22 protein-coding genes and 1 pseudogene are annotated in these 25,969 nt (G+C 68.6%); 10 read left to right on the top strand and 13 right to left on the bottom strand.

The features are described from left to right. Positions 1-29 precede the first annotated feature (29 nt). Both NVV99_RS21150 and NVV99_RS21145 read left to right on the top strand, forming a co-directional pair. Positions 30-2,027: a DUF2232 domain-containing protein gene (locus NVV99_RS21150; protein WP_197539114.1), complete on the top strand. Its 1,998-nt coding sequence runs from the start codon at positions 30-32 to the stop codon at positions 2,025-2,027. Continuing rightward, positions 2,024-2,797, top strand: a complete 774-nt coding sequence (locus tag NVV99_RS21145) for an energy-coupling factor transporter transmembrane protein EcfT (protein ID WP_041803634.1) — start codon at positions 2,024-2,026, stop codon at positions 2,795-2,797. The genes NVV99_RS21150 and NVV99_RS21145 overlap by 4 nt, the downstream gene beginning before the upstream one ends. Positions 2,798-2,801: 4 nt before the next feature. Here NVV99_RS21145 and NVV99_RS21140 read toward each other — a convergent pair whose 3' ends face one another. Next, positions 2,802-3,461 (bottom strand): DedA family protein, encoded by a 660-nt coding sequence (locus NVV99_RS21140; RefSeq protein ID WP_024103636.1) that lies wholly within the window; start codon positions 3,459-3,461, stop codon positions 2,802-2,804. A 136-nt stretch (positions 3,462-3,597) separates the two neighbouring features. On the opposite strand from NVV99_RS21140, the pseudogene NVV99_RS21135 reads away from it, so the two are divergent. After that, positions 3,598-3,857 (top strand): annotated as a pseudogene (locus tag NVV99_RS21135) (hypothetical protein). Beyond that, entirely contained in the window at positions 3,854-4,336 is a 483-nt protein-coding gene (locus tag NVV99_RS21130; protein ID WP_024103637.1) for a flavin reductase family protein, read from the top strand. The pseudogene NVV99_RS21135 and the gene NVV99_RS21130 overlap by 4 nt, the downstream one beginning before the upstream one ends. Positions 4,337-4,398: 62 nt before the next feature. Here the strand turns inward: NVV99_RS21130 and NVV99_RS21125 are convergent, their stop codons facing one another. After that, positions 4,399-6,003, bottom strand: coding sequence for an MFS transporter (locus NVV99_RS21125; protein ID WP_041803636.1), 1,605 nt, complete (start codon positions 6,001-6,003; stop codon positions 4,399-4,401). Between the two features lie 90 nt (positions 6,004-6,093). Continuing rightward, positions 6,094-6,291, bottom strand: a complete 198-nt coding sequence (locus NVV99_RS21120) for a DUF4177 domain-containing protein (protein WP_006552868.1) — start codon at positions 6,289-6,291, stop codon at positions 6,094-6,096. A 104-nt stretch (positions 6,292-6,395) separates the two neighbouring features. On the opposite strand from NVV99_RS21120, the gene NVV99_RS21115 reads away from it, so the two are divergent. Beyond that, positions 6,396-7,358 carry a nitroreductase family protein gene (locus NVV99_RS21115; protein WP_041804071.1) on the top strand — a complete coding sequence of 321 codons (963 nt, stop codon included), beginning with the start codon at positions 6,396-6,398 and terminating at the stop codon, positions 7,356-7,358. Positions 7,359-7,436: 78 nt separating this feature from the next. On the opposite strand, the gene NVV99_RS21110 is transcribed toward NVV99_RS21115, so the two are convergent. Then, a complete protein-coding gene (locus NVV99_RS21110; RefSeq protein WP_033098018.1) occupies positions 7,437-7,865 on the bottom strand; it encodes a PPOX class F420-dependent oxidoreductase in 429 nt (142 codons plus the stop codon). A 66-nt stretch (positions 7,866-7,931) separates the two neighbouring features. On the opposite strand from NVV99_RS21110, the gene NVV99_RS21105 reads away from it, so the two are divergent. Next, positions 7,932-8,711, top strand: a complete 780-nt coding sequence (locus tag NVV99_RS21105; RefSeq protein ID WP_041803639.1) for a maleylpyruvate isomerase family mycothiol-dependent enzyme — start codon at positions 7,932-7,934, stop codon at positions 8,709-8,711. Positions 8,712-8,766: 55 nt separating this feature from the next. Here NVV99_RS21105 and NVV99_RS21100 read toward each other — a convergent pair whose 3' ends face one another. Together NVV99_RS21100 and NVV99_RS21095 are read right to left on the bottom strand one after the other, a co-directional pair. Next, the gene (locus NVV99_RS21100) at positions 8,767-9,042 is read right to left on the bottom strand and encodes a hypothetical protein (RefSeq protein ID WP_006552872.1); all 276 of its coding nucleotides are present in this window, start codon (positions 9,040-9,042) and stop codon (positions 8,767-8,769) included. Positions 9,043-9,197: 155 nt separating this feature from the next. Next, positions 9,198-10,070 carry an AraC family transcriptional regulator gene (locus tag NVV99_RS21095; RefSeq protein ID WP_024103642.1) on the bottom strand — a complete coding sequence of 291 codons (873 nt, stop codon included), beginning with the start codon at positions 10,068-10,070 and terminating at the stop codon, positions 9,198-9,200. 36 nt (positions 10,071-10,106) lie between these two features. On the opposite strand from NVV99_RS21095, the gene NVV99_RS21090 reads away from it, so the two are divergent. Continuing rightward, entirely contained in the window at positions 10,107-10,667 is a 561-nt protein-coding gene (locus NVV99_RS21090; RefSeq protein WP_041804072.1) for a maleylpyruvate isomerase family mycothiol-dependent enzyme, read from the top strand. Positions 10,668-10,687: 20 nt separating this feature from the next. Continuing rightward, positions 10,688-11,596, top strand: a complete 909-nt coding sequence (locus NVV99_RS21085; RefSeq protein WP_024103644.1) for a pseudouridine-5'-phosphate glycosidase — start codon at positions 10,688-10,690, stop codon at positions 11,594-11,596. A gap of 30 nt (positions 11,597-11,626) precedes the next feature. Here NVV99_RS21085 and NVV99_RS21080 read toward each other — a convergent pair whose 3' ends face one another. Further along, positions 11,627-12,292: an NUDIX domain-containing protein gene (locus NVV99_RS21080; protein WP_024103645.1), complete on the bottom strand. Its 666-nt coding sequence runs from the start codon at positions 12,290-12,292 to the stop codon at positions 11,627-11,629. 61 nt (positions 12,293-12,353) lie between these two features. On the opposite strand from NVV99_RS21080, the gene NVV99_RS21075 reads away from it, so the two are divergent. Both NVV99_RS21075 and NVV99_RS21070 read left to right on the top strand, forming a co-directional pair. Next, a complete protein-coding gene (locus tag NVV99_RS21075) occupies positions 12,354-13,334 on the top strand; it encodes an ADP-ribosylglycohydrolase family protein (RefSeq protein WP_006552877.1) in 981 nt (326 codons plus the stop codon). Between the two features lie 116 nt (positions 13,335-13,450). Continuing rightward, the gene (locus NVV99_RS21070; protein WP_041804074.1) at positions 13,451-14,581 is read left to right on the top strand and encodes an iron-containing alcohol dehydrogenase; all 1,131 of its coding nucleotides are present in this window, start codon (positions 13,451-13,453) and stop codon (positions 14,579-14,581) included. 7 nt (positions 14,582-14,588) lie between these two features. Here the strand turns inward: NVV99_RS21070 and NVV99_RS21065 are convergent, their stop codons facing one another. From NVV99_RS21065 to NVV99_RS21040, 6 genes are all read right to left on the bottom strand, one after another. After that, entirely contained in the window at positions 14,589-14,783 is a 195-nt protein-coding gene (locus NVV99_RS21065) for a hypothetical protein (protein ID WP_006552878.1), read from the bottom strand. A 129-nt stretch (positions 14,784-14,912) separates the two neighbouring features. Next, positions 14,913-15,374, bottom strand: coding sequence for an SRPBCC family protein (locus tag NVV99_RS21060; RefSeq protein ID WP_024103647.1), 462 nt, complete (start codon positions 15,372-15,374; stop codon positions 14,913-14,915). A gap of 23 nt (positions 15,375-15,397) precedes the next feature. Then, entirely contained in the window at positions 15,398-16,171 is a 774-nt protein-coding gene (locus tag NVV99_RS21055; protein WP_024103648.1) for a PIG-L deacetylase family protein, read from the bottom strand. Between the two features lie 38 nt (positions 16,172-16,209). Then, positions 16,210-18,252 carry an elongation factor G-like protein EF-G2 gene (locus tag NVV99_RS21050; RefSeq protein ID WP_024103649.1) on the bottom strand — a complete coding sequence of 681 codons (2,043 nt, stop codon included), beginning with the start codon at positions 18,250-18,252 and terminating at the stop codon, positions 16,210-16,212. Positions 18,253-18,403: 151 nt separating this feature from the next. Further along, the gene (locus tag NVV99_RS21045) at positions 18,404-20,158 is read right to left on the bottom strand and encodes a sulfite reductase subunit alpha (RefSeq protein WP_024103650.1); all 1,755 of its coding nucleotides are present in this window, start codon (positions 20,156-20,158) and stop codon (positions 18,404-18,406) included. After that, entirely contained in the window at positions 20,155-25,650 is a 5,496-nt protein-coding gene (locus tag NVV99_RS21040; RefSeq protein WP_024103651.1) for a glutamate synthase-related protein, read from the bottom strand. Before NVV99_RS21040 ends, NVV99_RS21045 begins: the two co-directional genes overlap by 4 nt. Between the last annotated feature and the right edge of the window lie 319 nt (positions 25,651-25,969).

Here is a 25,969-nt window from a genome sequence, read left to right as displayed (position 1 = left end):
CGGCTGGCAGACTGGACCCGGTGCGATCGGTGACCAGGACACGGGGACCTCTACGACCACCGGAGGCCGCCGCAGCGGCGGTCTTCGGGACGTTGACGGCTGTGCTGTCGGTCGTCGCGGGACTGATACCCGTCGGAGTCGCCCAGGTGCTCGTCGCGCTCCCCGTCGCCTTCCTCGCCGCCACCGGCCGCCTGCGCGCGATCGTCGCTGCGACGGTCGCCGCCGGGGTCGTTGCGCTCGTGGCCGGTGGGCCGTTCGCCGTCGCCGCGGTCGTCGTCCTGTCCGGTATCGGAACCCTCGTCGGGTTCGCGCACCGTCGGTGGGGTCACGCGGCGGTGCTCGCGGTGCTGGCCGGATCCGTCCCGGCGGGGTTGCTGCTCGCGGCGGTCGCGTGCGGTCTGCTGTTGTTGTTCGACCGGACCCGGATCCTGCTGCTCGAGGCACTGGAAGCCTCGATGCGCGGCACGCTCCGTGCGTTCGAAGCCGCAGGTGCGGGTGAGCAGTTCGTCGACACCTGGGAACAAACACTCGAGATCATGGTGCGGCTGTGGTGGGTGTGGATCGGCGGTGCAGTGCTCGTCGGAACCGTGGGAACCGCACTGCTGTGCTTCGGGATCTTCCGTGTGGTGGCGCTGCGCAGCACGTGGGCGACCCGGTCGGTCGACTGGCCCGAGCAGGAGCCGACCGCCGACCCGGCTCCGCTGCCTGTCGCGCTACGCCTGGTCGGTTACCGGTATCCGGGCACCGACCGCGACGCCCTGTCGGACATCGACCTCACGATCGGACCGGGGGAGTTCGTCGCGATCGTCGGCGGCAACGGCTCGGGCAAGTCGACACTCGTGCGGCTGCTCGCGGGACTCGAGCCGACCGTCGGCCTGGTCGACCGTCCCGGACCCGTCGGGCCGGGACGCCCCGGTGGCACCGCGATGATCCTGCAGCATCCCGAGAGTCAGGTGCTCGGTCGCACGGTCGCCGAGGACCTGCGGTGGGGAATAGCGGACGTCGACATCGAAGATCTGCTCGCCCGCGTCGGCTTGGTCGGAATGGAGGATCGCGCCACGGAGGATCTGTCCGGCGGGCAACTGCAGCGACTGGCACTGGCGGGCGCACTCGCCCGGCGACCCGCACTGCTCATCGCCGACGAGATCACCGCGATGGTCGACGCCGACAGCCGCGCGGAGCTGATCCGCCTGCTCGCCGACGTCGCTCGGGACGGCACCGCGGTCGTGCTCGTCACCCACCTCGACGACGAGGCTCGCGCCGCCGACCGGATCGTGCACATCGCCGACGGCCGGATCGTCCCGCGGGTCGCGGCGCCGCCACCCCCGGCGCCGGTGCCTGCTACCGTCCCGTCCTTCCCACAGCCGGTTCTCGAACTACGCGACGTCACGCACGTCTACGCGGCCGGCACACCCTGGGCGCACACCGCCCTGCGCGAGGTGTCGCTGACGATCTGCCGCGGCGAAGGGGTGCTCGTCGTCGGGGAGAACGGTTCGGGCAAGTCCACGCTCGCGTGGATCGTCGCCGGCCTGACCCGTCCCACGCGCGGAACGGCCGTACTGCACGACACCCCGACGGCAGATCTGCACGGAGAAGTGGGCATGGTCTTCCAGCAGGCACGGCTGCAATTGCAACGACCGACCGTCGCCCAGGAGATATCCGAGGTGGCCGGGCTTCCGCACACCGACCGCGGCTACGTCGCCGCCGTCCTGCACCGGGTGGGTCTGCGTCCCGAACTGATCGACCGGCCGATCGACCGGCTCAGCGGAGGAGAGATGCGGCGGGTCGCGATCGCGGCCCAACTCGCCCGCACACCGCGGGTGCTCGTGCTCGACGAACCGCTGGCCGGCCTGGACCTGCAGGGCCGCCGCGAGGTCGTGTCGATCCTCGCTCATCTACGCGCGGTCGAGCACGTCACCGTCGTCGTCATCTCCCACGACCTGCACGGCATGGAAGAGGTGTGTTCACGCACCGTGGTACTCGAGGACGGACGCATCGTGGAGCAGACGGGAGCGGTGATCGCATGAGTCGCACACGTACGCGGCAGCGGCGCCCGATCATCCTCCTGCGGCCCGTGCCGCGGGAGACACCCCTGCACCGGGTGTGGGCCGGGACGAAGGTGCTGTCGGCAGCGGCGCTGTCGGTGGCGGTGAGCTTCGCTCCGAGTTGGACCGGACTCGGCATCCTGCTTGCCGTGCTGGTGGTCGGCGTGCTCGTCGCGCGGATCCCCCGCGGGGTGGTTCCGACGATTCCGTGGTGGGTGTTCGCGGTCCTCGCGGTCGGTCTGGTCCTCAACGCCGCGGGTGGCGGGCTCGCCGCCTACGTCCGGACGATCCTGCTCGGCGTGGGGTTGCTGGTCCTTGCGTCGCTGGTGGGGTGGACGACGCGACTGTCCGACCTCGTCGACGCCCTGCCCGTGTTGTTCGCCCCGCTGCGACTGTTACGGCTACCCGTCGACGAATGGGTGACGGTGTGCGCGCTGGCACTGCGGATGCTGCCGACCGTGCGTGCCGAGATGCGGGTGCTGTTCGCTGCGCGCAAGGTCCGCGGCCGGCCCGGCATCCGCAATCCGGCGGGATGGTGGCAGGAGGTGGCCGACTCCGTCGGCGCGGTGGTGTCGGTGTCGATGCGGCAGGTCCGCGATCTCGGCGATGCGCTGTCGGTGCGGGGTCCTCGATCGGCGACCCGCCGGGGTCCTCGATCGGCGACCCGCCCGCCACTGCGACTGCGGCTTGGAGACGTCGTCACCGTCCTGGTCGTCGCGGGCACGTGCACGGTGATCACCGTGTGGGGCTGAGCCGTCAGTCGCGGCTCTCCGAAGCACTGTCCTTCGACCGCGAGCGGATCCGCTTCACGAGCGCGTAACCGATCACCGCGACGACGACGGCGATCACGACGTACTGCAGCACCGAGGCATACGGTTCCACGGCGCTCCAGTTTTCGCCGAGCTGGTAACCGGCCAGCACGAAGATCGAGTTCCAGATCAGACTGCCCGCGGTGGTGAAGGCCAGGAACTGCCAGATCGGCATCTGTGTGACACCGGCGGGGATGGAGATGAGACTGCGGAAGACGGGCACCATCCGGCCGAAGAAGACAGCCTTGCGTCCGTGCCGCTCGAACCACGCGGTCGAACGATCGAGGTCCTCGACGTCGACGAGCGGCAACTTCCGCACGACCTTACGGATCCGGTCCTCACCCACCCAGCGGCCGATCGAATACAGACCGAGAGCGCCGACCACCGAACCGAGGGTCGTCCAGAACAGCGCACCGAACAGGGTGAAGCTGCCCAGGCTCGCGGCGAACCCGGCGAGCGGCAGGATGACCTCGCTGGGCAGCGGAGGAAAGAAGTTCTCGAGTGCGATGGCGATGCCGGCACCGACACCGCCGAGGCGGTCCATCAGATCCAGCGCCCATCCCGCGAGACCGTCGGTGGGGGCTGACTGTGAATCCGCGACACTCATCCACCCGACCCTACCGAGGGGTCGTCGAGGTTTCCGCTCGTACGGATCGAAACAGTTCCGGTCTGCTCGATCGGCGAGAAGGATGGCGGCGAATGTCGCTCTCCACCCCGAGGGCCGATCCGGAAGGTGATCTCCAGTGACGATCGTTGTCGTCGCGGGCAACCCGAAGCCCGCGTCCCGCACCCTCGACGCCGGAGCCCGCCTCGCCACGGCCCTCACCGGACGAGAGCCCGATCACGTTGTGGATGTGATCACACTCGGTGGTAGAACTGGGCGCTACACCCCGGCCTCCGGCCTGTATCTTCACGATTCGACCTACACAACCGATACCCGTATCGCGGACAACGCTGGTCGCCGATGCTGTCCGCCGCACTCCGAAACGAGGCCGCCTCATGACCACTCTCGACGGACCGTCTCTGCGCCAGGCATTCGCGCACGTCCCCTCGGGCGTCGTCGCGATCTGCGCGGAGGTGGACGGGGAGCGGATCGGGATGGCGGCGAGCACTTTCGTGCCGGTCTCGCTCGACCCGCCGCTCGTCTCGTTCTGCGTACAGAACACCTCGACCACCTGGCCGCGACTGTCGGCGCTCCCTCACCTGGGCATCAGCGTGCTCAGCGAGGAACACGACGGTGCGGCACGGGTGCTCGCCGCGAAGAACGGCGATCGCTTCGCCGGCATCGACATCGAGAGCCGCGAAGGCGGCGCGCTGTTCGTCTCGGGCACGAGCGTGCGCATGGACGTGACCGTGCAGCAGGAGGTTCCGGCGGGCGACCACGCGATCGTCGTACTGCGCATCAACGAACTGCTCACCGACGCCGATGTCGAACCCATCGTGTTCCACCGCAGTTCGTTCCGTCGACTGCTCGCGTCCTGACCTACATACGATCGATTTCGGTGGTTCACCCCCGCTCAGCGCGGGTGAACCACCGAAGTTCTCTAGGGCGGTGGTGTTCCGACCGATCGTCGCGGCAGCCGTCCGGTTCCGAACAGCGCCGCGATCGCGAGGAGCGCTGTCACAGCGAACGCGGTGCGCAGCGCGTCGAGTCGCGCATCGGCGTTGACCGCGACGAGTGCTTCCGTTGTGGACGGGTCGACACCCGCCTCGTCGAGCCCGGTCCGCAACTGGGTCGTGGACAGGAACGGCACACCGGTGGCCAACTCGGTGGTCGCCTGCTGCTGTACCGACGGCGGGACGCCGGGGTTGTTCTCGATTCCGGCGACGACCGACGTGGTGAGGGTCGCGATCAGAATCGATCCGATCAGCGCGGTGCCCAGCGACGCCCCGAGGTTCGTTGCGGTGTTCTGCAAACCGCCGACCTCGGCGCTCTGGGAATCCGGTACCGACGAGACCGTGACCGCGCCGAGCTGAGAAGCCAGCGCCCCCAGGCCGAGACCCATCAACAACATGGGTATCGACACGACGGACGCATCGGCACCCGGGTCCATACCGGCAACGAGGATCAGGATCCCCAGGATCATCGAGCCCAGGCCCAGGCGCACCACACGTCGGGGATCGGCGTGGGGTCGCACCTTCGGAATCACCGTTGCGGCCAGCACCAGCGCGATCGACAACGGCAGGATTCGGACACCTGTCTCGACTGCGCTGAGTTCGAGTACGACCGACAGGAAGAGAGGGACGGAGAAGAAGACTCCGGCCTGCACCGCGAACTGCGCGAAGAACATCGTCAGACCACCGACGAGCTGTCGGTTGGCGAACAGCCCCGGATCGACCAGCGGGTCGCGGCCCTTGCTCATGAGAGCGCTCTGCCACCGCATGAACGCGTAGAGCACCAGCGAGCCCGCAACGAGAAGCCAGATGACCGGGGACAGGCCCAGTACGGCGGGTGCGCCCGGCTCGGCCCGCACCCAGCCCCACTCGCTCGAGCGCAGGACGCCGTAGACGACGGATCCCAGACCGAGCACGGACAGTGCGGATCCCACGAGGTCGAGGTGGACGCGATGAGGGGGAACGTCCTCGATGCGGCGCAGCACCAGCAGGATCAGCACTACCAGGACGACCTCACCGAAGAAGACGTAGCGCCACGACGCGAACGTCGTGACGGCCCCGCCCAGCAACGGCCCCACAGCCACGGCCGACGCACCGGCCGCCGCCACCAGACCGTACGCTGCGGAACGTCGCTCGGGAGCGAAGTTGGCCGCGACGAGCGAGACGATCGCCGGCATGATCAGGGCCGCGCCGATGCCTTCGAGCAACGACCAGCCCACCAGTAGGACCGCGAGGTTCGGGGCGAGCCCGGTGGTGAACGAGCCGATGCCGTAGATGACCAGTCCGATACCGAACGCGCGACGTCGACCGAGGATCGTGCCGACCTTCCCGCCGGTGATCATCAAGGATGCCATCACCAGGGTGTAGAGGGTGATCGCGGTCTGGATGCCGGTGATCGTGGTGCCGACGTCCTGCGCGACGGTCGCCATCGACACGTTCATCACCGAGCTGTCGAGCGTCATCAGGAACTGGCCCGACGCCAGCACTGCGAGTACCAGTGTCGAACCCGAGCGGACCTCCGGCTGCGACGACACCTGTCCGTCCTTCAGCTCAGGTCGCCGGCAACGGCCGACAGGAGCTACTGCCGCTACCGGTGGGCACCGACATCCGATGCGACATGACTTCTATTCTTCGCGTTCGAACGTCACGAGCATTCCCTCGACGCCACCGGGACCGATCCGTCCCTTGATGTCGGCGGAGGTGATCGCCTTCAGGCGCCACCCATCTCGGGCATGATCGTTGAGGATCTTCTCGAGCTTGCCGCCGGACATCTTCCCGCCGAGCATGCCCTCTCGGATCTCGATCACCTTGTACGAGTACACCCGTTCAGCTTACGGTCGTCCCGCGAGAATCTCGTCGAAATCCGACGGCTGTACGTGACACTGGAAGGCGACGTTTTCGAAACCCGGAGGCAGCAGTGGAGACGATGCCGGACCGTCGGACTCTCGAGTCGGCAGTTGCGCTCGCGGGTCGCGCGCCGTCGCTTCACAACAGCCAGCCGTGGCGGTGGACTCTGGACGCGGACGAGCTTGCGCTGTTCAGCGACAGTGATCGCATCCTTCCGGCCACCGATCCGTCCGGTCGTCAGATGTTGTTGTCCTGTGGAGCGGTGCTGCACCATCTGCGGGTGGCGCTCACCGCCCGGCGCTGGGCCACGGTGGTCGAACGGATGCCGGACGCGACGAATCGTCGTTGTCTCGCGACGCTGCGCTTCCGCCGAGTTGACGCGGTGACCGACACCGACCTCCGGATGGCAGAGGCGATCGGCCGCCGACGTACCGAGCGGTTACCGATGGGCGCTCCGCAGGAGTGGGCTCGGACCGAGAGCGCTCTGCAGATGCTCGTCGAGCCCGCGGGTGTCCGCCTGAGTGCCATCGCCGAACACGAGCGACCTGCACTGGAAGAGTTGTCCCGTCGCATCGGCGGTGAGCGTCGCTCCGATGCGGCCTACCAGACGGAACTTTCCTGGTGGGCCGGGCACGGGATGTACCCGGACGGAATACCTCCGGACGCACTCCCACCGGGACGGCGCATGGTAGCGACGGAACGGGAGTTCCCTCCCGGCAACGCGACCGGCGAGTCGGCAGAGACGGAGGACCGAGCCGCGATACTTCTCCTGTCGACCACGACGGACACGCGGCTCGACTGGCTGCGGAGCGGTGAAGCCCTATCGGCCGTGCTCCTCGCGTGCACCGCCCGTGGACTGGCCACCTGCTCCGTCACGCACCTGACGGAATCCGAATCCTCACGTGCGTTCCTGCGGGAAACGGCCCGCATCGAGGGCGTGCCGCAAGTGATGATCCGGGTCGGTGTACGCGCGGGACCGGGTCCGGATGCGGCGACGCCGCGCCGTCCGACTTCCGCGATTCTGTTCCGCAAGCAATCCTGATCCCGAACTTCGGTGTTCCCGACCGCGCTCAGCGACGTCGAAACCACCAGAATCGTTCGAGGACAACAAAAGCCCGGATCAGCGGGCGGCGCCGTAGAAGCGGGAGACCCGTACACGCAGCAGCAACCTGCGATCGGCGACCATCGCGGCCCGGAAGTCGTCCCAGTCCGGATGCTCGCCCTGCACCGCTCGATACAACTCGACGAGCTGCTCGACGGTGTCGTCGTGGGGGTCCGCGGCCACCGGCGTCAGCTCGGCCTCGCCCTCCGCGACGGCGTAGGACCACTTGTCGTCGGAGTCGACGAACAGGCTCACACGCGGGTCGCGGCGCACGTTCCGGGTCTTTGCCCGGTCGTCGGTGATGGAGACGGAGAACGTGCGGGTCGCGGGCTCGTACCGGTAGGTGACGTTCGACAACTGGGGTCGCCCGTCGCGCTTGATCGTCGCGAGCACAGCGACACCGGTGGGAGGGAACAGGGCTTCGAGTGCGCTCTCGTCGGCCGGCATGGCGCCCAGACTACGGCCGACCGTGCAGAATCGGGGCGGGTATCGGGCCGAGCACGAAGGGTAGGCATGCTGGACTACGCGCGTTACTGCGGAGAGATCGTCGAACAGACGGAACTGCTGGTGGACTCACTGGCCGGGCAGGACATGACCACACCGGTGCCGTCGTGCCCGGGATGGAACCTCGGTCAGCTCGCCCGGCACATCGGCTACGGCCACCGCTGGGCGAGCGAGGCGGTCCGCGGTGAAGGGGCGATGCCGCGCACCGACCGCGCGATGCAGGAGTTGGCGGACTACGTCGACGAGGATCCGGACGAGCTGATTCCGTGGTTACGGGAAGGAGCGCGCGAATTCGGGGCCGCGTTGCGGGAGGTCGGTCCGAACATGCGGGTGTGGACACCGATCCCGGGCGGCAAGAAGACCCCGGAGTTCTTCGCCAGGCGCTTCGCCCACGAGACCGTGGTGCATCGCGCCGACGCCGCGCTCGCACTGGGAGCGGATTTCGAGCCGGCTCACGATCTCGCCGTGGACTGCGTGGACGAATGGCTCGACCTGGCGGTGGTCACCTGGCCACGACTCGATGTCGAACGGCACCGCGCGTTGCACGGACCCGACCGGACGCTGCACTTCCACGCGACGGACACGTCGGCGGAGTGGGTCGTGGACCTGTCCGGCAAGGACTTCGCGTGGCGGCATGCCCACGAGAAGTGTGTCGTGGCGGTACGCGGCCCGCTGACGGAACTGCTGTTGGTGCTCTATCGTCGGCGCGCTGTGGGCGCAGCCGACGTGGAGGTCTTCGGCGACTCCGGGTTCCTGGCGTCCTGGCTCGACGTCAGTCCCTTCGGATAGAACGCACAGCGGGTGGCCGCACCGCGACGTTGAGGCGCGGCTACCCGCCTGCGAGTCAGACCGACAGGCGCGAGGCCGAGTACGCGTGGCGGATCGCGTCGAGTGCGCTGGTGCAGGGAATATGAGCTTCCTGCAGCGAATGGATCACCTCGGCGATCGGTCCGGACTGCTCGAAGGCGCTACCGGCGGCCACGGCCCAGGCGACTTCGCCGGGCTCGAACGTCCGGGTGGGCTTCCATCCTCGCTGAGGAGCGAGCTCGCGCAGAGTGCTCCAGTGCGCGACCTCGTCCGCATCCGGACGTCCGATGAAAAGTAGGCGGTCGTGTCCCACGATGAACCCCTTCGTTCCTTCTCGTGCTTCGACAGGTAGGTCGTCTTCACTGTGCGCTTCGTTACATTCACCTGATCGAGAAGCGTCGCAGGTTTAGGACCTTCCACTATGTGGTACACCCGCCCGAATCCGACGGACCTGTCCGACAAGGGCGATCATCCACCGCCGTAGCGAGCCGCGAACGCGCCCGGCGTCATGCCCATGACCCTCGCGAAATCACGTACGAAATGCGGCTGGTCGGCGTAACCGAGGACCGCGGCGACCTCCGACAACGAACCGGGTTTCTCGCGCAGGCGACCGGCGGCCTCCTGCAGTCGCCGCCGCTGGATCAGCCACTTCGGCGTCAGCCCGATCCGTCGCTGGACGAGGCGTTGCAGCGCGCGCTCGCCGAGACCGAACTCCGCGCGCACCTGCTCGACCCGCAGGACGTCGGAGTTCTCCTCGACGAACGCCACCACCCGGTTGACCAGTCGCCCCTCCTCATCGATCGGCAGATGGGCGCGCAGCACGTCGTCGAACGCCTCCGTCGCGGCGCGGTGCGACTCGCGAGAGTCCGGGCCGTGTGCCATCGCCTCCCGAACCCGCGTGATCAGACGCGCGCCGGCATCGCCGAGGACATCGGTGAGGTCGACGGCCCGGTCGGTGAACGCCGCGAGCGAGGTGCCCGTGATCAGTGCCCCGGCCGCCGGGCTGAGCATGGACCCGACCGCCCAGCCCTCGCCGGTGAGGGTGACCGTGGACAGTCCGTGTTCGACACCGTAGAAGCGCGCGTAATCGTGCGCAACCACCAGTTGGCAGACCGGATAGCGCAGCACCCGCTGCGGTGCCTCCCGCCCGGCCGGCACCGACCACACGGGAATCCAGTACCGCTGCATCAGATCCGTGAGGTCGGACGCGGCGGGATAACGGTGGATGGTGTGCGAGGCATCGCGCGGATCCTTCAGGTGGGCACGTTCGGTGCCGTCGCGACCGCCGACGCGGTCGGTGCCGTCGCGACCGCCGAGGGGGTCGCCGCCGTCGGGTTTCATCAATACCTCACGCTCGCCGGTCGTCAGTATCGAGTCATGAATACAACAGCACTGCGACACGCAGAGGCCGACAAGCCGCTCACCGACGTGATCTCGTCGCTCCTCGGCACCGACTGGGATGCGCAATCGCCGTGTGAGGGGTGGACGGCGCGCGACGTCCTGGCCCACGTCATCGACACGCAGCGGGACTTCTTCGCCGGACGCGGTGTCGAGATGGGGGAGCGGCCCGAGACCGACCGTCCTGTCGAGGCGTGGAGGACGCACACGGCACGGATCGCCGAGATCCTCGCGGACGACTCGTTCGTCTCGACGACATACGACGGATACTTCGGGCCGACCACGGTGGGTGCGACCTTCGAACAGTTCTACCTCTGGGACATGCTCGTGCATCGCTGGGACATCGCACGCAGCGCGGGGGTCGATGTGACCTTCTCGGACGCCGAACTCGACCGGATGGAGGCCGGCGCCGACAGTTTCGGCGACGCGCTCTACATGGACGGTGTCTGTGCTTCGGCGGTGCCGGTTCCCGAGGACGCAGACCGCACGGCCCGGATCCTCGCGAAGATGGGACGTCGCACGGCCGCGTCGATCGGTTAGGCCGCGTTATCGTCGGTCGTATGAGCGAAACGATCCGCGTCGCGGACTACGTGCGCGAAGCGATCGCGGCCGGACGGCCGGTCGTGGCGCTCGAATCGACGATCTTCACACACGGCCTCACCCGGCCACGCAACGTCGAGGTCGCCCTCGGGGCCGAGAAACGTCTGCGCGATTCCGGGGTGCTGCCCGCGACCATCGGGGTTGTCGACGGCACGCCGACGGTCGGTTTGTCGGAACAGCAGATCCGCATGCTCGGTGCCGAGGACGTCCCGGTCGTCAAGCTCGGTATCCGCGACCTGCCGGTCGCGGCGGCGAAGGGATTGCACGGGGGGACCACGGTGTCGGCGACGGCGCTGCTCGCGCATCGCGCCGGGATCGACGTATTCGCCACCGGCGGCCTGGGCGGCGTGCATCGGGGGGCTTCGTCGACCTTCGACGAGAGCGCGGATCTCGTTGCGCTGGCGACACTTCCGATCCTCGTGGTGAGCGGCGGCGTCAAATCCGTCCTCGACATCCCTGCCACACTCGAACGGCTCGAGACGCTCGGGGTGGTCGTGGTCGGCTATCGGACCACGCGTTTTCCCGGCTTCTATGTGCGCGACAGCGGCTGCGATGTCGACGAGGTGGAGTCGGCGGAGCAGGCCGCGGCGGTGGCGCGGGCGCGGGACGGGCTGGGTCTGCGGGCGGCGGTGCTCGTCGGGAATCCGGTGGCGGCCGAGGCTCAGATCGATCCGGAACTGCACGATCGCGTGCTCGCCGAGGCCGAACACGCCGCAGCCGAGGCCGGGACACGCGGCAAGGCGATCACCCCGTTCCTGCTCGAACACATGCACCGGGCCACCGAGGGGCACTCGCTCGAGACGAATGTCGCGGTCTATCGCGGGAACGTCGCGGTCGCCGCGGAGATCGCGCACGCGCTGGCGTCCTGATTCTTCATTGCAGGCCGACGGCCTGATTTCTCACTGCAGGAGGAAGGCGGCGGTGGACGACGGCAGGGGAGTGCCGCGCCGGCGGTAGATCTCGGCGGGCCGGCCCGTGCCCTCCCTGTGCAGTTCGCCGGTGGGTTCGAGGCCGTGCAGCAGGTGCCGGCGGAAGGTGTCCTTGGGATAGCTGCGGGCATAGACGGTCTCGTACAGCAGCCGCAGGTCGAGCACGGTGAACTGCTCGCCGAGGAAGTTGCCGGGGTCGACCTCGGCGGAGTACCTGCGTCGCAGGTCGGCGACGGCCAGGTCGACGATCTCGGCATGGTCGAAGGCGAGGTCGGAGGTCTCGGTGGTCGGCACGAGATACGCCTCGGCGGGGATCTCGGCGACCGGCACCGCGGCGCCGTGGGCCATCGACAGCACCCACCCGCGGTCGTCGCGCTCGGGATCGTCGAGCATGGCCAGCTGGTGGAAGTCGACACCCGTGAGTCCGGCCTTGTCGCGCAGGGCGCGTTCGGCGGCCTCGGCGAGTCGCTCACCGGGGTGCAGGAAGGTGCCCGGCAGGGCGAAGGTGCCGTCGGGACGTTCGACGACCAGTACCTTCAGTACTTCGTCGATGGTGAGGACGGCGACGTCCACGGCCACCGAGGGGCGCGGGTAGTCGGTGAGCGACCTGCCGGTCGAGTCGGTCGGTGTGCCCATGATGGACATTCAATCATTGATGCGCTAACTTTAGCGCAGACTTGATCGAATGGAGGGGTTCATGGAAACAACCGCAGCACAGAACGACCGGGCAGCCGGAGTCCTGCTCGCCACCGCAGCAGGCGACGCACTCGGGGCCGGGTACGAATTCACGTATCCGACGGACACCACGCCCATCGACATGATCGGCGGCGGACTCGGGCCGTTCGCGCCCGGTGAGTGGACCGACGACACCTCCATGGCCCTCGCGATCGCCGAGGTCTCGGCGACCGGCGTCGACATCGGTGAGGGCGCCGGACTCGACGCGGTCGCGGCGCAGTTCCTCCGCTGGTACGCCACGAACCCCAAGGACATCGGCAACCAGACGCGTGCCGTCCTGCGCGAGGCGGGCCCCACCGCCGTCACCATGACGGCGCGCGCCCGCAGCCTCCCCGGACGCACCGGTGGCAACGGATCGCTCATGCGCACCGCACCCGTCGGGCTCGCCTACCTCGACGACGCCGAGCGGTGCCTGTCCACGGCGCATGCGATCAGCAGCCTCACCCACGCGGACGAGCAGGCATCCGAGGCATGCCGACTGTGGTCGTTCGCGATCCGTCACGCCGTCCTCCACGGCACCTTCGACGGGGTGCGGGTCGCCCTGTCCTGCCTGTCCCAGCCCGCCGCACAGCGGTGGACGGCACTGCTGGACGAGGCGGAGACCGCGCCGAGTCCGCGCGTGTTCGACAACAACGGCTGGGTCGTCCACGCCCTGCAGGCGGCGTGGTGGGCGATCACGCACGCCCGCACCGACGGCCCCGGACACCTGCCGGAGGCGCTCGAACTGGCCGTGCGCGCAGGCAACGACACCGACACGGTCGCGGCCATCGCGGGCGGACTGCTCGGCGCCCGCTGGGGTGCGTCCGCGGTGCCGGAACGGTGGCGTCGCATGCTGCACGGATGGCCCGGTTACCGCGCGGACGACCTCGAGCGCCTCGGGCTGCTCACCGCGCGGAAGGGCTCCGGGGCAGGCGGGGATGTACTACGGGTCGTCCAGAGCTGAGACTCCCCGAGATCCGCCGGATGTCTCCACTCGCGGTTGTGATGCGGTAGACACGACCCGTCCGACGGATACTCGAGGAGGGATCGCACGTGGCTTCCATCGCACTTCCACGCATCATGCGCGTCGGCGGGGGCGCCGTCGAGGAGATCGGTGAGGTAGTCGCCGGACTCGGACTCGCCCGGCCCCTGGTGGTGACCGACAAGTTCCTGGTCGGCACCGGTGCGGTGGATCGGATGGTCGCGCAGCTCGAGGCCGCCGGACTGCGGCCGGCCGTCTTCGCCGAGACCGTTCCCGACCCCACCACCGCCTCGCTCGACGCGGGTATCGCAGCGGTCGCCGAGCACGACGCCGACTGTGTGATCGGGTTCGGTGGAGGAAGCCCGATGGACACGGCCAAGGCCCTCGGCCTGCTCGCCCGGAAGGGCGGTCACATGCGCGACTACAAGGTGCCGCGCGACAACATCGGCCCGGCGCTACCGGTGATCGCCGTGCCGACCACGGCGGGAAGCGGCTCGGAGGCAACCCAGTTCACGATCATCAGCGACAGCGAGTCCGACGAGAAGATGCTGTGCACGGGCCAGGCCTTCCTGCCGGTCGCTGCGATCGTCGACTATCGGCTCACCATGACGATGCCCCCGCGCCTGACGGCGGACACCGGTGTGGATGCACTCACCCATGCCATCGAGGCCTATGTCAGCAGGAAGGCGAACCCGTTCTCCGACAGCCTCGCGCTCGTCGCGATCGACACCATCGGACAGGTACTGCGGCGCGTCTACGCGGACGGGCAGGACGCCGAGGCGCGCGAACGGATGATGCTGGCCGCCACGCAGGCGGGCATCGCGTTCTCCAACTCCAGCGTCGCGCTCGTGCACGGCATGAGCCGTCCGATCGGGGCGCACTTCCATGTTGCGCACGGACTGTCGAACGCGATGCTGTTCCCGGCGGTCACCGAGTTCTCGGTGGATGCCGCCGAGTCCCGCTATGCCGACTGTGCCCGCGCGCTCGGCGCGGCCTCGACGGACGCCTCGGATGCGACCGCCGCCGCAGACCTGGTCGTCGCGCTGAAGGAACTGTGCCGCGACGTGGAGGTGCCGACACCGAAGTCGTACGGCATCGACAAGCAGACCTGGGACGAGAGGCTCCCGGTCATGGCCGAGCAGGCGCTGGCGTCGGGATCCCCGAACAACAACCCGAGGATCCCGACGGCCGAGGAGATCCGCGATCTCTACGGGCGGATCTACGCCTGAGGCCGGCTCATTCGGGAGCCTGATCGTCGGGCTCGACCTTCTCCGTCCTCACCCGGTCCGCGACGTTGCCGGGCGCACCCTCCTCCTCGCGTTCCTTCTCGACCTTCTGCTCGAGCTTGTCGACGAGATGCTTGATCTTCTGCCCGGTGAGGTCGTCGTTGTCCTCTGGGCGGCCCGAACCGTGCTTGGGGGCGTTGTCCATCGACGTCCGTCCTTCGTTCGTAGGGTGCAGGGGAGCGGTACCCGAGCGCCGGAACGGTCAAACGGGCAACGGTTCTGCTTACACCGATCACCACCGGCAAGCTCGATGAGACCGTTCCCGCCGCCTAGCTCATCCCGCCCGCTCGGCTGCGGCGGCGATGTCGGCGAGGTCCTGTTCGAGGGCCTTGCGGGTCGCGCGTTTCGCGAGCGGCGCGAACAGGGTCATCGCAAGCTGCGCGAAGGCGCCGAGGGGTCCGCTCTCGCCGGAGAACTCCACGGACAGATCCGTGCCGCCCGCCGAGGGGGTCAGATCGAAGACGGTCCGGTAGCGGGCGCCGCGGGATTCGGCGACGACGACGGTGCGCCGCTCCGGATCCGCCTCGGCGACCTGCATCTCCTCGGTCGCCGACTGCCCGAACATCACGCGGGTCTCCCGCCACCGTGTGCCCACCTCGTAGCCGGTGCCGTCCAGTCGTTCCACGGCCTTCACCGCACGCAGGGTGGTGGGCGCCTCGTCCAGCGCGGTGAGCACCCGCCACACCGCGGATGGCGGTGCGGCGATGTTGCGCGAGACCTCGATGCGTTGTTCCACTTCTCTCCTCGTGATCGTTCGGGTCAGAGCGGGAGCTCGGTCTCCTGCAGCCCGGGCGGAACACCGCGGCGCCGGAACCATTCGACACCGAAGGCGGCCCGCAGGTGTTCCTCGGGCATGTTCAGCATCGGCCCGAAGTCTCCGATCTGCGACTCGTAGCCGATCATGGCAGCGCGTTTGGCGCCCAGTGCCATCGACACGTCCACCGCGGTGGTCAGTTCCGATTCCGGTAGACCGAACGTCTCGAGGTCCGGTGGGCGCACGTCGTCGGGGGTGCCCGGCAGCGCCGAGAGCAGCCGCATCAGGTGGTCCCGGTTGCTCGATGCCTCATAGACGGCGTCGTGTCCGGTGATCCGTTCGGCATGGATCCCGGCCCGGTGGACCTGGACGTGATCGGGATGGCCGTAGCCGCCGTGCTCGTCGTAGATCGTGACGACATCGGCGCGTTCCTGCTCGATCACGGCGGCCAGTCTGGCTCCCACCTCGCTCGGATCGGCGTTGGCGAAGGCATTCGGGTCGTGGTTGCCGGCGGTGCCGGCCATCCCCGAATCGCCGTAGCCGAAGGGCACCACCCTCGCCGCACCCAGCGCCCGGGCGGATTCCTCCAGCTCCTTCGTGCGCCGGGCGGCGAGGGATTCGCCGGGCGCGAGCAAACCGTCGGGATACTCGCCGCGGGCACCGTCGGTGGCGACGACGAGGACGACGCGATGCCCGGCGTCGGCGGCTCGGCGCATCACGCCACCGGTGAGGAACACCTCGTCGTCGGGGTGTGCGTGAAAGCACAGCAGAACGCTCATGGCGTTCATGCTGACACGCTGCTCGTGCGGTGCAGCGGTCAGTCCGACTCGCCGTAGTGGGCCGCGAGATTCTCGGGCATCGGTTCGTGCCGCAGATACTGGCGGGCGAAATCGGCGGTCCCCTGCGTGATGGCCCGCAGTTCCACCGGATAGCGGCCGAGTTCGAGCTCGGGAACCTCCGCGCGCAACAGGGCGATACCCGGCTCGGGGGATTCGGTGCCGAGCACCCGTCCGCGCCGGGCCGACAGATCGCCGAGGACCGCGCCGAGATACTCCTCCGGCACGATCACCCGCACGGCAGCGACCGGTTCGAGTACGCGAACGGTGCTGTGTGAGGCCGCATCCCGCAAGGCCAGCCCGGCGGCGGCCTGGAAGGCCGCGTCGGACGAATCCACCGAGTGGGCCTTGCCGTCGACCAGGGTGACTTGCACGTCGACGAGCGGATATCCCGTCGTCACGCCCTTCTCGGCCTGCGCGTACACGCCCTTCTCCACGGACGGGATGAACTGGCGCGGAACCGCACCGCCCACCACCTTCTCGGCGAACACCACCCCGCTGCCCACCGGCAGTGGTTCGACCTCGACGTCGACGACCGCGTACTGACCGTGCCCGCCGGATTGTTTGACGAGCCTGCCGTGGCCTTTCGCGGGGCCGGCGAAGGTCTCCTCGAGCGGCACCCGATGCTCGACCGTGTCGACCTGGACACCGTGCCGGGTGCGCAACCGTTCGAGGACCAGTTCAGCGTGCGCTTCACCCGTGCACCACAGCACGAGCTGATGGGTCTCGGGATTCTGCTCGACGCGCAGCGCGGGATCCTCGGAGGCGAGGCGCGACAGGGCCTGGGACAGCTTGTCGTCGTCGGTGCGGGTGTGTGCTTCGATCGCGACGGGGAGCAGGGGAGTGGGGGTGGGCCACCGGTCGAGCGGGACCGGATGGTCGGGGTCGTACAGGACGTCACCGGGTTGTGCCGTCGCGAGCTTCCCGACGGAGGCGATGTCTCCCGCCACGGCTTCACCGACCGGGCGCTGTTGCTTGCCGAACGGGCTCGTCAGGGCGGGAATGCGTTCGCGGCTGTCGCGGTCGCCGTCGGCCAGCGCGACGATCGTGTCGGGTCGCAGCGTGCCGGAGTACACGCGCACCAGGCTGATCCGCCCGACATAGGAGTCGCCGGCCACGCGCACGACCTGCGCGGCGAGCGGACCGTCCGGATCGCACGGCGGTGCACCACGACCGCGCTGCGTCGGTGCGGGGAATCCGGTGGTGATCAATTCGAGCAGTTCGACGGCACCGATCCCCGTCTCGTCGGCGGGAACGGCCGGGTGCAGGGTGCACGCCAGGATCTCGCGGGTGAGTCCTTCCTGCAGGGAGGCCGTGTCGAGTTGCTCGCCGGCGATGAACCGCTCCATGAGCGTGTCGTCCTGGCCGGAGATGGCCTCCACGAGGCTCTCGCGCGCTTCGGTGGACACCGGGCACGGACTGGGTTCGCCGTAGCTGCGGCCCGTCAGCAGACCCATCGACCCGATCGGGCGGTCGCCGTCGTAGACGGGATAGAACATGGCCCTCAGGGTGTCCGGTCCCAATCCGAAGGCGACGTGACAGTCGGTGAGCATGTCGTCGAAGCTGTGCCGGGCGACATCGAGTTTGTTCACCACGATCGCGCGGGGGATCGCCTCGTCGTCGCATTCGCGCCAGAGCGCGCGGGTCGCTGCGCTGATGGGATCGGTGGCGGAGACGACGAAGATCGCCGCGTCGGCCGCGTGCAGGGCTGCGCGGACCTCGGCGTCGAAGTCGGGGTGTCCCGGCGTGTCGATCAGGTTGATCTTGATGTCGTTCCATTCGAGGGGGACGACGGACAGCTGCACCGACCTGCGGTGGCGCTGCTCGATCCCCTCGTAGTCGGACACCGTGGTGCCCTCTGCCACGCGCCCGGCGCGCCCGACGGCGCCCGCTGCGACGGCGAGGGATTCGGTGAGGGTGGTTTTCCCGGAGCCGCTGCACCCCACCAGGGCAACGTTGCGGATCCGGTCGGGACTGTCGGCGGTCGGTGCCTGCCGGCTGCGTGCTGCGGAGCGATCGGGCATCGAGCTACTCCCTCGTGTGACCTGCAGCACAGTCTAAGGCATTCCGATGGTGCCTCCGGGGAGGTTCGCAACACGCGCTCGGGGCTCGCAACGCCACCGGTGACCGATGGTGTTGCGAGCCTCGCGGCGGCGGTGCGTACCCCCGGCCTGCTCAGTACACGTCGCGCACGTACCGCTTCTCGCGCTTGAGGGTGGTGACGTACTCGGCGGCCTGCTCGTCGTTCATGCCGCCGTGCTCGGCGACGATCTCGTGCAGCGCACGGTCGACGTCCTTCGCCATCCGCGACGCGTCGCCGCAGATGTAGAAGTGTCCACCCTCCTCGAGCCACGCGAACAGTTCCGCGCCGTGCTCCTTCATGCGGGTCTGCACGTAGATCTTCTCGGCCTGATCGCGGGAGAACGCCAGGTCCAGGCGCGTGAGCACACCCGAGTCGGCGAACTCGGCCAACTCCTGTTCGTAGATGTAGTCGCAGCCGCGCTTCTGGTCGCCGAAGAACAGCCAGTTCTTCCCCGTCGCACCCCGTGCGCGACGTTCCTGCAGGAAGCCGCGGAAGGGTGCGATGCCGGTGCCCGGACCGACCATGATCATCGGTGCGGTGTCGTCGGCGGGCACGCGGAAGGCCTTGTTCTTCGACACGAAGATGCCGACCTTGCCTTCACCGACACGATCGGCGAGGAAGGTCGAGCACACCCCGCGACGCTCGCGGCCGTCGGTGCCGTAGCGCACCGCCGCGACCGTCAGGTGCACCGAACCGTCGCACGCGTTCGGGCTCGACGAGATCGAGTACGCCCGGTGCTGCAGCGGACGCAGCAGCGCCAGGAACTGCTCGGCCGACAGCTCGGGCGCAGGATCGAGCAGCAGCACGTCGAGAATGTCGCGGCCCCACAACCATTCGTCGAGCGCGGCCTTGTCACCGTGCCGCAGCACATAGGTGAGTTCCTCGTTACCCGTGTGTTTCTCGATCTCCTCGAGGAGATCGACGGACGGAGCGGTGATCTCGTAGTTGTAGGTGAGGAGGTGCTCGAGCGTGTCGTCGTGACCCTCGGGGACGGTCGCGCCGTCGAGACCGAGCCGACCGAGGATCGCGTGCACGAGTTCGGTGTCGTTGACGGGCACCACGTTCAGCGCGTCGCCCGCTTCGTATTCGAGACCGGAATCGGCGAGCGCGAACTCGTAGTGCCGAATCTCCTTGGCCGAGTCCTCCCCGGACAGGAGCACGTTCGACGTCAGCACCGCCGGATAGGGATTCTTGCGGGTCCACTGCGACTTCGCCCGGGCCGGCGCCGCGGGGGCGGGAGCGTCATCGCCCACGATGCCCTCGACGGCCGCGACGAGCGGCAGCGTCTCCGCGATCCACGTCGCGGCGAGCTCCTCGAACTCGACGTCGCAGTCCACCCGCGGCACGATGCGCTGCGCACCGAGCTGCTCGAGACGCATGTCGATGAGCTTGCCGGCCTGGCAGAACCCGTCGTACCCCGTGTCACCGAGAGCGAGCACCGCGAAGTTCATGCCGTCGAGGCGCGGCGCGCTCTCGGCCGACAGCGCATCCCAGAACAGCTCGGCGTTGTCGGGCATCTCGCCCTCGCCGTAGGTGGATGTGACGATCAGGACCTGGCCCAGACCGGCGAACCGGTCGAGGTCCATGTCGTCGAGAGCGCACACGACGGGCGCGAAGCCCTGGGTGCGCGCTGCAGCCGCGGCGTCCTCGGCGACGGCTTCGGCATTGCCGGTCTGCGAGCCGTAGAGCACGTGCAGAGCAGGCGCCGAGCCGACGGTCCCGGCATCGGCGGCGGGACCACCGGAGAACAGGCGGGTCTGCATCCCGGCGACGAAGCCGGAGAGCCACGACCGCTGATCGGCGGTGAACGGAGCGTCGAGGGGAATGAACGGGCCGGTGGTGGTCACGCGGAGACTCCCATCGTGGAGGTGAGGACGTTCGGGACGGCGTTGCGTGCGAACAGTTCCTCGTAACCGGGCAGGCGACCTGCGGCGTCGAGATTCTTGCGGCTCTGCAAGAGGATCCAGCCGTAGGTACCCGGCGCATCGACCGAGCGGACGTTGCGCAGGGCCAGGGCCTGCTTGTAGTCGTTCAGGCGCTTGTCGGCGACCAGCGCCGCGAGCTGCTCGTCGGTGTGATCGGCGATCGCCGCGAGGGCGTAGCGCTCGAGCTTCGCGACGAGGAAGAAGTCCTCCGTGAGCAGCAGATTGCGAGCGGCCTTCTGCACCGCCGGATCCGACACGTCGGTGGCGCCGGGGACCTTCTGCAGCGCCATCTCCTGCGCGGCGGCGAGCACCGTGTAGTTGTTGAGCAGCGCGTACATGGCCTCGGTGTCGGTCGCGTCCGGGGTGACACCACCGGCGACGGGAACACCCGAGCGGTAGTTCTCCTTGAACTTGCGCACCTGGTGCGCGACCAGCGCCGTGGCGACCTCGGCGGCGAGGTCCTTGCGCGACGCTGCGGCGAGGATCTCGTCGAGGTCCTGGTACTGCAGCAGCGCGCGCGGCATGCCGTACGCGAAGCGGTGCTGCTCGACCTGCCAGTTGTCGATCAGGAAGCGGGCCTTCACCGAGCCGGTCGCCTCGACGTGCAGGTGCAGCAGCTGCAGCACGGCGGCGTTGTGGATCGCGGCCTGCGGGTCGTCACCGGTGATCGACCCGAGGACGATCGAGTCGGCGCTGGCCTTGCGGGGGAGCAGGCCCTCGGGGTCGTACTGGTAGACGAACCCGCCCGACATGCCGTTGCCGAAGCCCTTGCCGAACTCGCCGATGTTGAGCACCGCGCCGTTGGTCATGTACTCGCAGGCGAACTCGCCGACACCCTCGACGACGGCGGTGGCGCCGGAGTTGCGCACCGCGAAGCGGTCGCCGGCCTCACCCTCGACGAACAGGCGACCACCGGTCGCACCGAAGAGCGCGAAGTTGCCGATGAGCACGTTGCCGCCGCGTCGGTCGCTGCCGCCGCCGGGGGAGTGCAGCACGATCTGCCCGCCGCACTGGCCCTTGCCGACGCCGTCGTTGGCGGTACCGGTGTGCTCGATGTGCATGCCGTCGTTGCAGAACGCCCCGAAGGACAGGCCCACCGAACCGGAGGTGGTGATGGTGACGGTGCCGTCGCGTAGCCACCGGCGTCCGCGCTCGTCGTCGAGCACGGCCGGCAGGGCGCCGAGATCCTCGTGGTTGAGCATGCGCTCGATGTCGATCGCCAGCTGCGCGCCGACGCTCTTGTTGTTGTTCGTCAGCTGCACGCCGTCGCCGAGCGAGACGGTGAGCTCCTTCGCATCGACGAGGGCCTCGCGCAGCCGGGCCACCCACGCCTCGTCGAGCGAGTAGTCCTTCTCCATGTAGACCGGATTGTCGATGTGCACCTCGGGCAGCACCGCGAGCATCGCCCGCAGGTCCAGCCGGCCCACGCTCGACGGGTGGTCGAGCAGGTGCAGCAGGTCGGCGCGGCCACGTGCGTCGCGCAGCGACCGCAGACCCAGGCGGGCGAGCAGCTCTCGGGTCTCGTGCGCGACGTTGAGCAGGTACTGGGCCATCGCCCGCGGATCGCCGTTGAACACTTCGGGATTCGTGGTCAGACCTGCCGGGCACTTGACGTTGCAGTTCTTCGCCATGACGCAGCCGAGCATCATCAGCGCGGTGGTGCCGAACTCGAAGCTGTCGGCGCCGAGCAGCGCGGAGACGATGACGTCCGACGCCGTCTGGTGCGCACCCGAGCAGCGCAGCACGACCTTGTCGCGCAGACCGTTGGCGGTGAGGGCCTGGTGGACCTCGGCCACACCGATCTCCGCGGACCGGCCCGCGTACTTCAGCGAGGTCACCGAGGCGGCACCCGTGCCGCCGGTGTTGCCGGCGACGTTGATGACGTCGGCGCCGGCCTTCGCGACACCCACGGCGATCGTGCCGATGCCCTCCGAGGAGACGAGCTTGACGATTACCCGCACCCGCGCCGCCTTGGCGTCGTGGATGAGCTGGGCGAGGTCCTCGATGGAGTAGGTGTCGTGGTGCGGCGGCGGCGAGACCAGCTCGACGCCCGGGGTCGCACCGCGCGCCGCGGCGATCTCCACCGTGACCTTCTTGGCGGGCAACTGGCCGCCCTCACCGGGCTTCGCGCCCTGCGCGATCTTGATCTCGATCTCCTCGAGCATCGGATCGGCGAGATAACCGGCCCACACACCGAAGCGGCCGGACGCGAACTGCTTGATGCGCGACCCGCGGATGGTGCCGTAGCGGGAGATGTGCTCGCCGCCCTCACCGCAGTTCGACATGCCGCCGACCATGTTGGTGCCGTGGGCGACGGCCTCGTGGGCGTTGGAGTTGAGCGCGCCATGGCTCATCGCACCCGACGCGAGCGCCGGGGTGATCTCGTGCGCCGGCTGCACCCGGTCGAGCCGCACGCTCAGCGGGGCCTGGCGGACCTGCTCGAGATAGCGCGCGGCGTCACCGATCGCGTGCACGGTCAGGGTGTCGCCGTAGCAACGGTGCGAGACGATGCCGTCACCGAAGCGCGCGACGAGCGAGGCCGCGAGCGCATCGGGACGACGGTGGTCGTCTGCGAGCGGACCGGTCAGACGCAGGACGAATTCGCTCTCACCGACCCGCGCCGCGGAGATCCCGCGCACGAGCATCGAGTTGTTGCCGAACCGCGCGAAGCGGCCCATCTCCTTGGTGAAGTCCTCGGCGGTGACGGCGTAGGTGACGTCGGCGGGCAGGGCGAGCACGTCGCGCAGCGCCGCGGGACGCTGTGTGCGCTCGTCGGCCATCGTGCGGGCGAACGCGCGGTAACCCGGGGTGATCTCGAAGGCATCGATCTCGGCGGGTGTCAGGGCGCGGAAGCCGCCGTAGCGGTACGACGCGTCGTCGAGACCGTGCGCGTCGGAGAGCCGGTGCAGCGGCAGCAGACGCAGCGCGTCGGTCAGATCCGGCTCGGCCTCCTTCTCCACGGGCAGCGCGAAGGGCTCCTCGGTCATGTCCACGAAGCCGCGCACGGCGGTCGTGCCGAACGAGTGACCGGCGCCCTCGGCGCGCTCCTTGAACAGACCCAGCAGCGGGACGTCCTTCTCCGTCTCCACGGTGAGAGCGCGACGGTGCCAGTCGGCGACGGCCTGCGCGAGGGTGGTGAAACCGACACCGCCGACCGGGGACTTCACGTTCGGGAACCAGCGCGCGAGCACCTCGTCACTCGTGTCGAGATAGCTCGGCTCGAAGAACTCACCGCCGATGTACGACTCGACGGTGCACAGGCCGACGCGTCCCATCGTCTTCATGAGCGACTTCTCCGCAGCCTTGCGGAACTTCAGGAACGCGGCGTCGGCATCGTCGCCGAACTTCTCCTCGGCGCGCATCTGCACCGTGAGCGGATACACCGCAGCGGCACCGAAACCGAGGGTCGCGGCGATGTGATGCGACGAGAACAGCTGTCCGGATTCGACGATGACGGACACGCGCAGACGCAATCCCTCGTCGATCAGGCGCTGGTTGACCGCGGCGACGGTGAGCACCATCGGCAGTCCGGCGCGGTCGGTGGAGACGTGGCGGTCGGTGAGCACGGCGATGCCACCGGATTCGCGGGCGAAATCGGCAATGGCCTCGGCCGTACCGTCGATCGCGGCGGCGAGCGCGGCCGCGTTCGCCTTGGCGTCGTCGAAGACGGGGGAGTACAGCATCTCGAAACGCCGCACCGGGGTGTCGGACTGCTCGCGGATACGCAGCATGTCGAGGTGCGTGAGGATCGGGGTGGGCACCACGATCTGGGTCGCGGACGAGACGGGAGCACCGCTACCGGGGCGAGCACCGAGCGCGACGCGCAGGGTCATGCCGTCCGCTTCGCGGATCGAGTCCAGCGACGGGTTGGTGACCTGGGCGAAGCGCTGCGAGAAGTACTTGGCCACACCGCCTTCCTGATCCGACAGCGCGTTGATGGCGTTGCCGTAACCCATCGCGGAGATGCGCTCCTGACCCGACGCGAGCATCGGGTCGAGCATGAACCGGAAGGATTCCTGGTTGATGCTGTAGGACACGTAGCGCTGGTAACGCTCGAGATCGCCGTTGTAGCGCAGCGGGGAACCGGCCTTCTCGGCGGGAACCTCGGGCAGGGCATCGAGATTGCGGCGGGCCTCGTCGACGAGCGACGCGTAATTCTGCCGGGCAGCAAGAAGTTCGAGCGCCTCATCCGCTCCGTAGGAGCGGCGCGTGCGGTGATCGAAGTACAGCATGCCACCGGCCTCGATGCGGCCGCGACGCAGCACGGTCTCGGGCGCGAAGTCGAACTGGCCGGCCTCGGAGGTGACGGCGAGGTACTCTTCGGTCTCCACGGTGCGCAGCGGACGCAGGCCGAGGCGGTCGAGGCGCGCGCCGACGACGGTGCCGTTGCCGAAGATCAGCGCCGCGGGGCCGTCGTTCTTCTCCTCGTACAGGGAGAAGAACTCGAGCATCGCGCGGACCTGTGGCGACAGCTCGGTGTCGTTCTCCCAGGCAGGCGGCATCATCTGCACGACGGCGGTGACGAGGTCGAGTTCGTTGTGGGCGATACGCGAGGCCAGGGTCTGGTCGAAGCGGCAGCTGTCGGACTGTCCCGGCGGGCGAATGATGTCACGGCCCATCGCGCGGGCGAGAGCGCCCTCGAACAGCCGGTTCTTGCGATCGGTGTTCAGCTCACCGTTGTGCGCCATGAGGCGGAACGGCTGCGCCATCGTCGGATGCGGATCGGTGTTCGTCGAGAACCGGGTGTGGAAGAACAGGGTGTGCACCGCGTGCCGCGGATCGGTGAGATCGCGGAAGTACGGGATGACCTCGTGAGAGTTCAAGCGGTTCTTGAGAACCTGCGTGCGCGCACTGAGCGAGAGCGGGTACAGCCCGCCCAGTTCCGGCTCGGTGTAGGCGCGGGCCTCGACCTCGAGGAGCACGCCGTGCAGCAGTCGGTCGAACTCGTCGACGGAGTCGCACGCATCGGGCCGCGTGAAGATCCACTGACGGATCGGCAGCTGGTATTTCGTTGCGGCAGGACGCAACACGCTGTCGTCGACGGGGACGTCGCGCATCGTGAGCACGGTGACCCCGGCTCCGGCGAGTGCCGACGAGACGAGTTCCTCGGCATCGGCATGCGCCGCGGGATCGGTGGGGAGGAAGAAGTTTCCGACACCGAAGTGCGCTTCCTGCAAGGGTTTTCCGGTGATCTCGGAGAAGAAGGCGACCGACAGGTCCACGTTGATGCCGGCTCCGTCGCCGACACCCTCGGCGGACATGCCACCGCGGTGCGGCACGACGCACAGGGCCTCGTGACCGCGGGTGAGCACGTCGTGGGTCTGCACGCCGTCCTTGCGGGTGATGAAACCGACACCACAACTGCTCTTGTCCAGCGTGCTGTCGTACAGGCCGGTGTCACTGGCGTGCGTCACGGACGTCCTCCTCGGTGCATCGAATTCGACGTCGACCGGCAGTGACGATGCGAAGAAGGGGAACGCGTGGGAAGGCGCAGCTCCTGAGGTGCATAGACGTGTGCCGGAGACGATGTGTGTGAATGCAGACGTCTTTGTCCGAATGCGCCGTGCGTTGCGACGGTGGAGCGCGCGAGCAGCAATGGCAAGTGTAGCGCACGTGTTAACTCCGGTGACGGCGGGATACATCACAACCCGCCGGGAGTAAACGCTTTATTGCGGGAGGGTCTTCGCTACGCTCGCGCCCAACGGCGTCGACAGGCCGGACTGCGAGCAGGGA

The sequence above is a fragment of the Rhodococcus sp. PAE-6 genome, from assembly GCF_025290685.1.
GTDB lineage: Bacteria > Actinomycetota > Actinomycetes > Mycobacteriales > Mycobacteriaceae > Rhodococcus > Rhodococcus pyridinivorans.
Note: the sequence above shows the minus strand (reverse complement) of the source record. Positions and strands in the feature narration are given on the sequence as shown.

Bases quoted from the DNA above. Each gene is read 5' to 3' on its own strand.
- NVV99_RS21145 (WP_041803634.1), top strand. From the start codon at position 2,024: ATGAGTCGCACACGTACGCGGCAGCGGCGCCCGATCATCCTCCTGCGG.
- NVV99_RS21140 (WP_024103636.1), bottom strand. From the start codon at position 3,461: ATGAGTGTCGCGGATTCACAGTCAGCCCCCACCGACGGTCTCGCGGGA.
- NVV99_RS21130 (WP_024103637.1), top strand. From the start codon at position 3,854: ATGACCACTCTCGACGGACCGTCTCTGCGCCAGGCATTCGCGCACGTC.
- NVV99_RS21115 (WP_041804071.1), top strand. From the start codon at position 6,396: ATGCCGGACCGTCGGACTCTCGAGTCGGCAGTTGCGCTCGCGGGTCGC.
- NVV99_RS21110 (WP_033098018.1), bottom strand. From the start codon at position 7,865: ATGCCGGCCGACGAGAGCGCACTCGAAGCCCTGTTCCCTCCCACCGGT.
- NVV99_RS21105 (WP_041803639.1), top strand. From the start codon at position 7,932: ATGCTGGACTACGCGCGTTACTGCGGAGAGATCGTCGAACAGACGGAA.
- NVV99_RS21095 (WP_024103642.1), bottom strand. From the start codon at position 10,070: ATGAAACCCGACGGCGGCGACCCCCTCGGCGGTCGCGACGGCACCGAC.
- NVV99_RS21090 (WP_041804072.1), top strand. From the start codon at position 10,107: ATGAATACAACAGCACTGCGACACGCAGAGGCCGACAAGCCGCTCACC.
- NVV99_RS21085 (WP_024103644.1), top strand. From the start codon at position 10,688: ATGAGCGAAACGATCCGCGTCGCGGACTACGTGCGCGAAGCGATCGCG.
- NVV99_RS21080 (WP_024103645.1), bottom strand. From the start codon at position 12,292: ATGGGCACACCGACCGACTCGACCGGCAGGTCGCTCACCGACTACCCG.
- NVV99_RS21075 (WP_006552877.1), top strand. From the start codon at position 12,354: ATGGAAACAACCGCAGCACAGAACGACCGGGCAGCCGGAGTCCTGCTC.
- NVV99_RS21070 (WP_041804074.1), top strand. From the start codon at position 13,451: ATGCGCGTCGGCGGGGGCGCCGTCGAGGAGATCGGTGAGGTAGTCGCC.
- NVV99_RS21065 (WP_006552878.1), bottom strand. From the start codon at position 14,783: ATGGACAACGCCCCCAAGCACGGTTCGGGCCGCCCAGAGGACAACGAC.
- NVV99_RS21055 (WP_024103648.1), bottom strand. From the start codon at position 16,171: ATGAGCGTTCTGCTGTGCTTTCACGCACACCCCGACGACGAGGTGTTC.
- NVV99_RS21050 (WP_024103649.1), bottom strand. From the start codon at position 18,252: ATGCCCGATCGCTCCGCAGCACGCAGCCGGCAGGCACCGACCGCCGAC.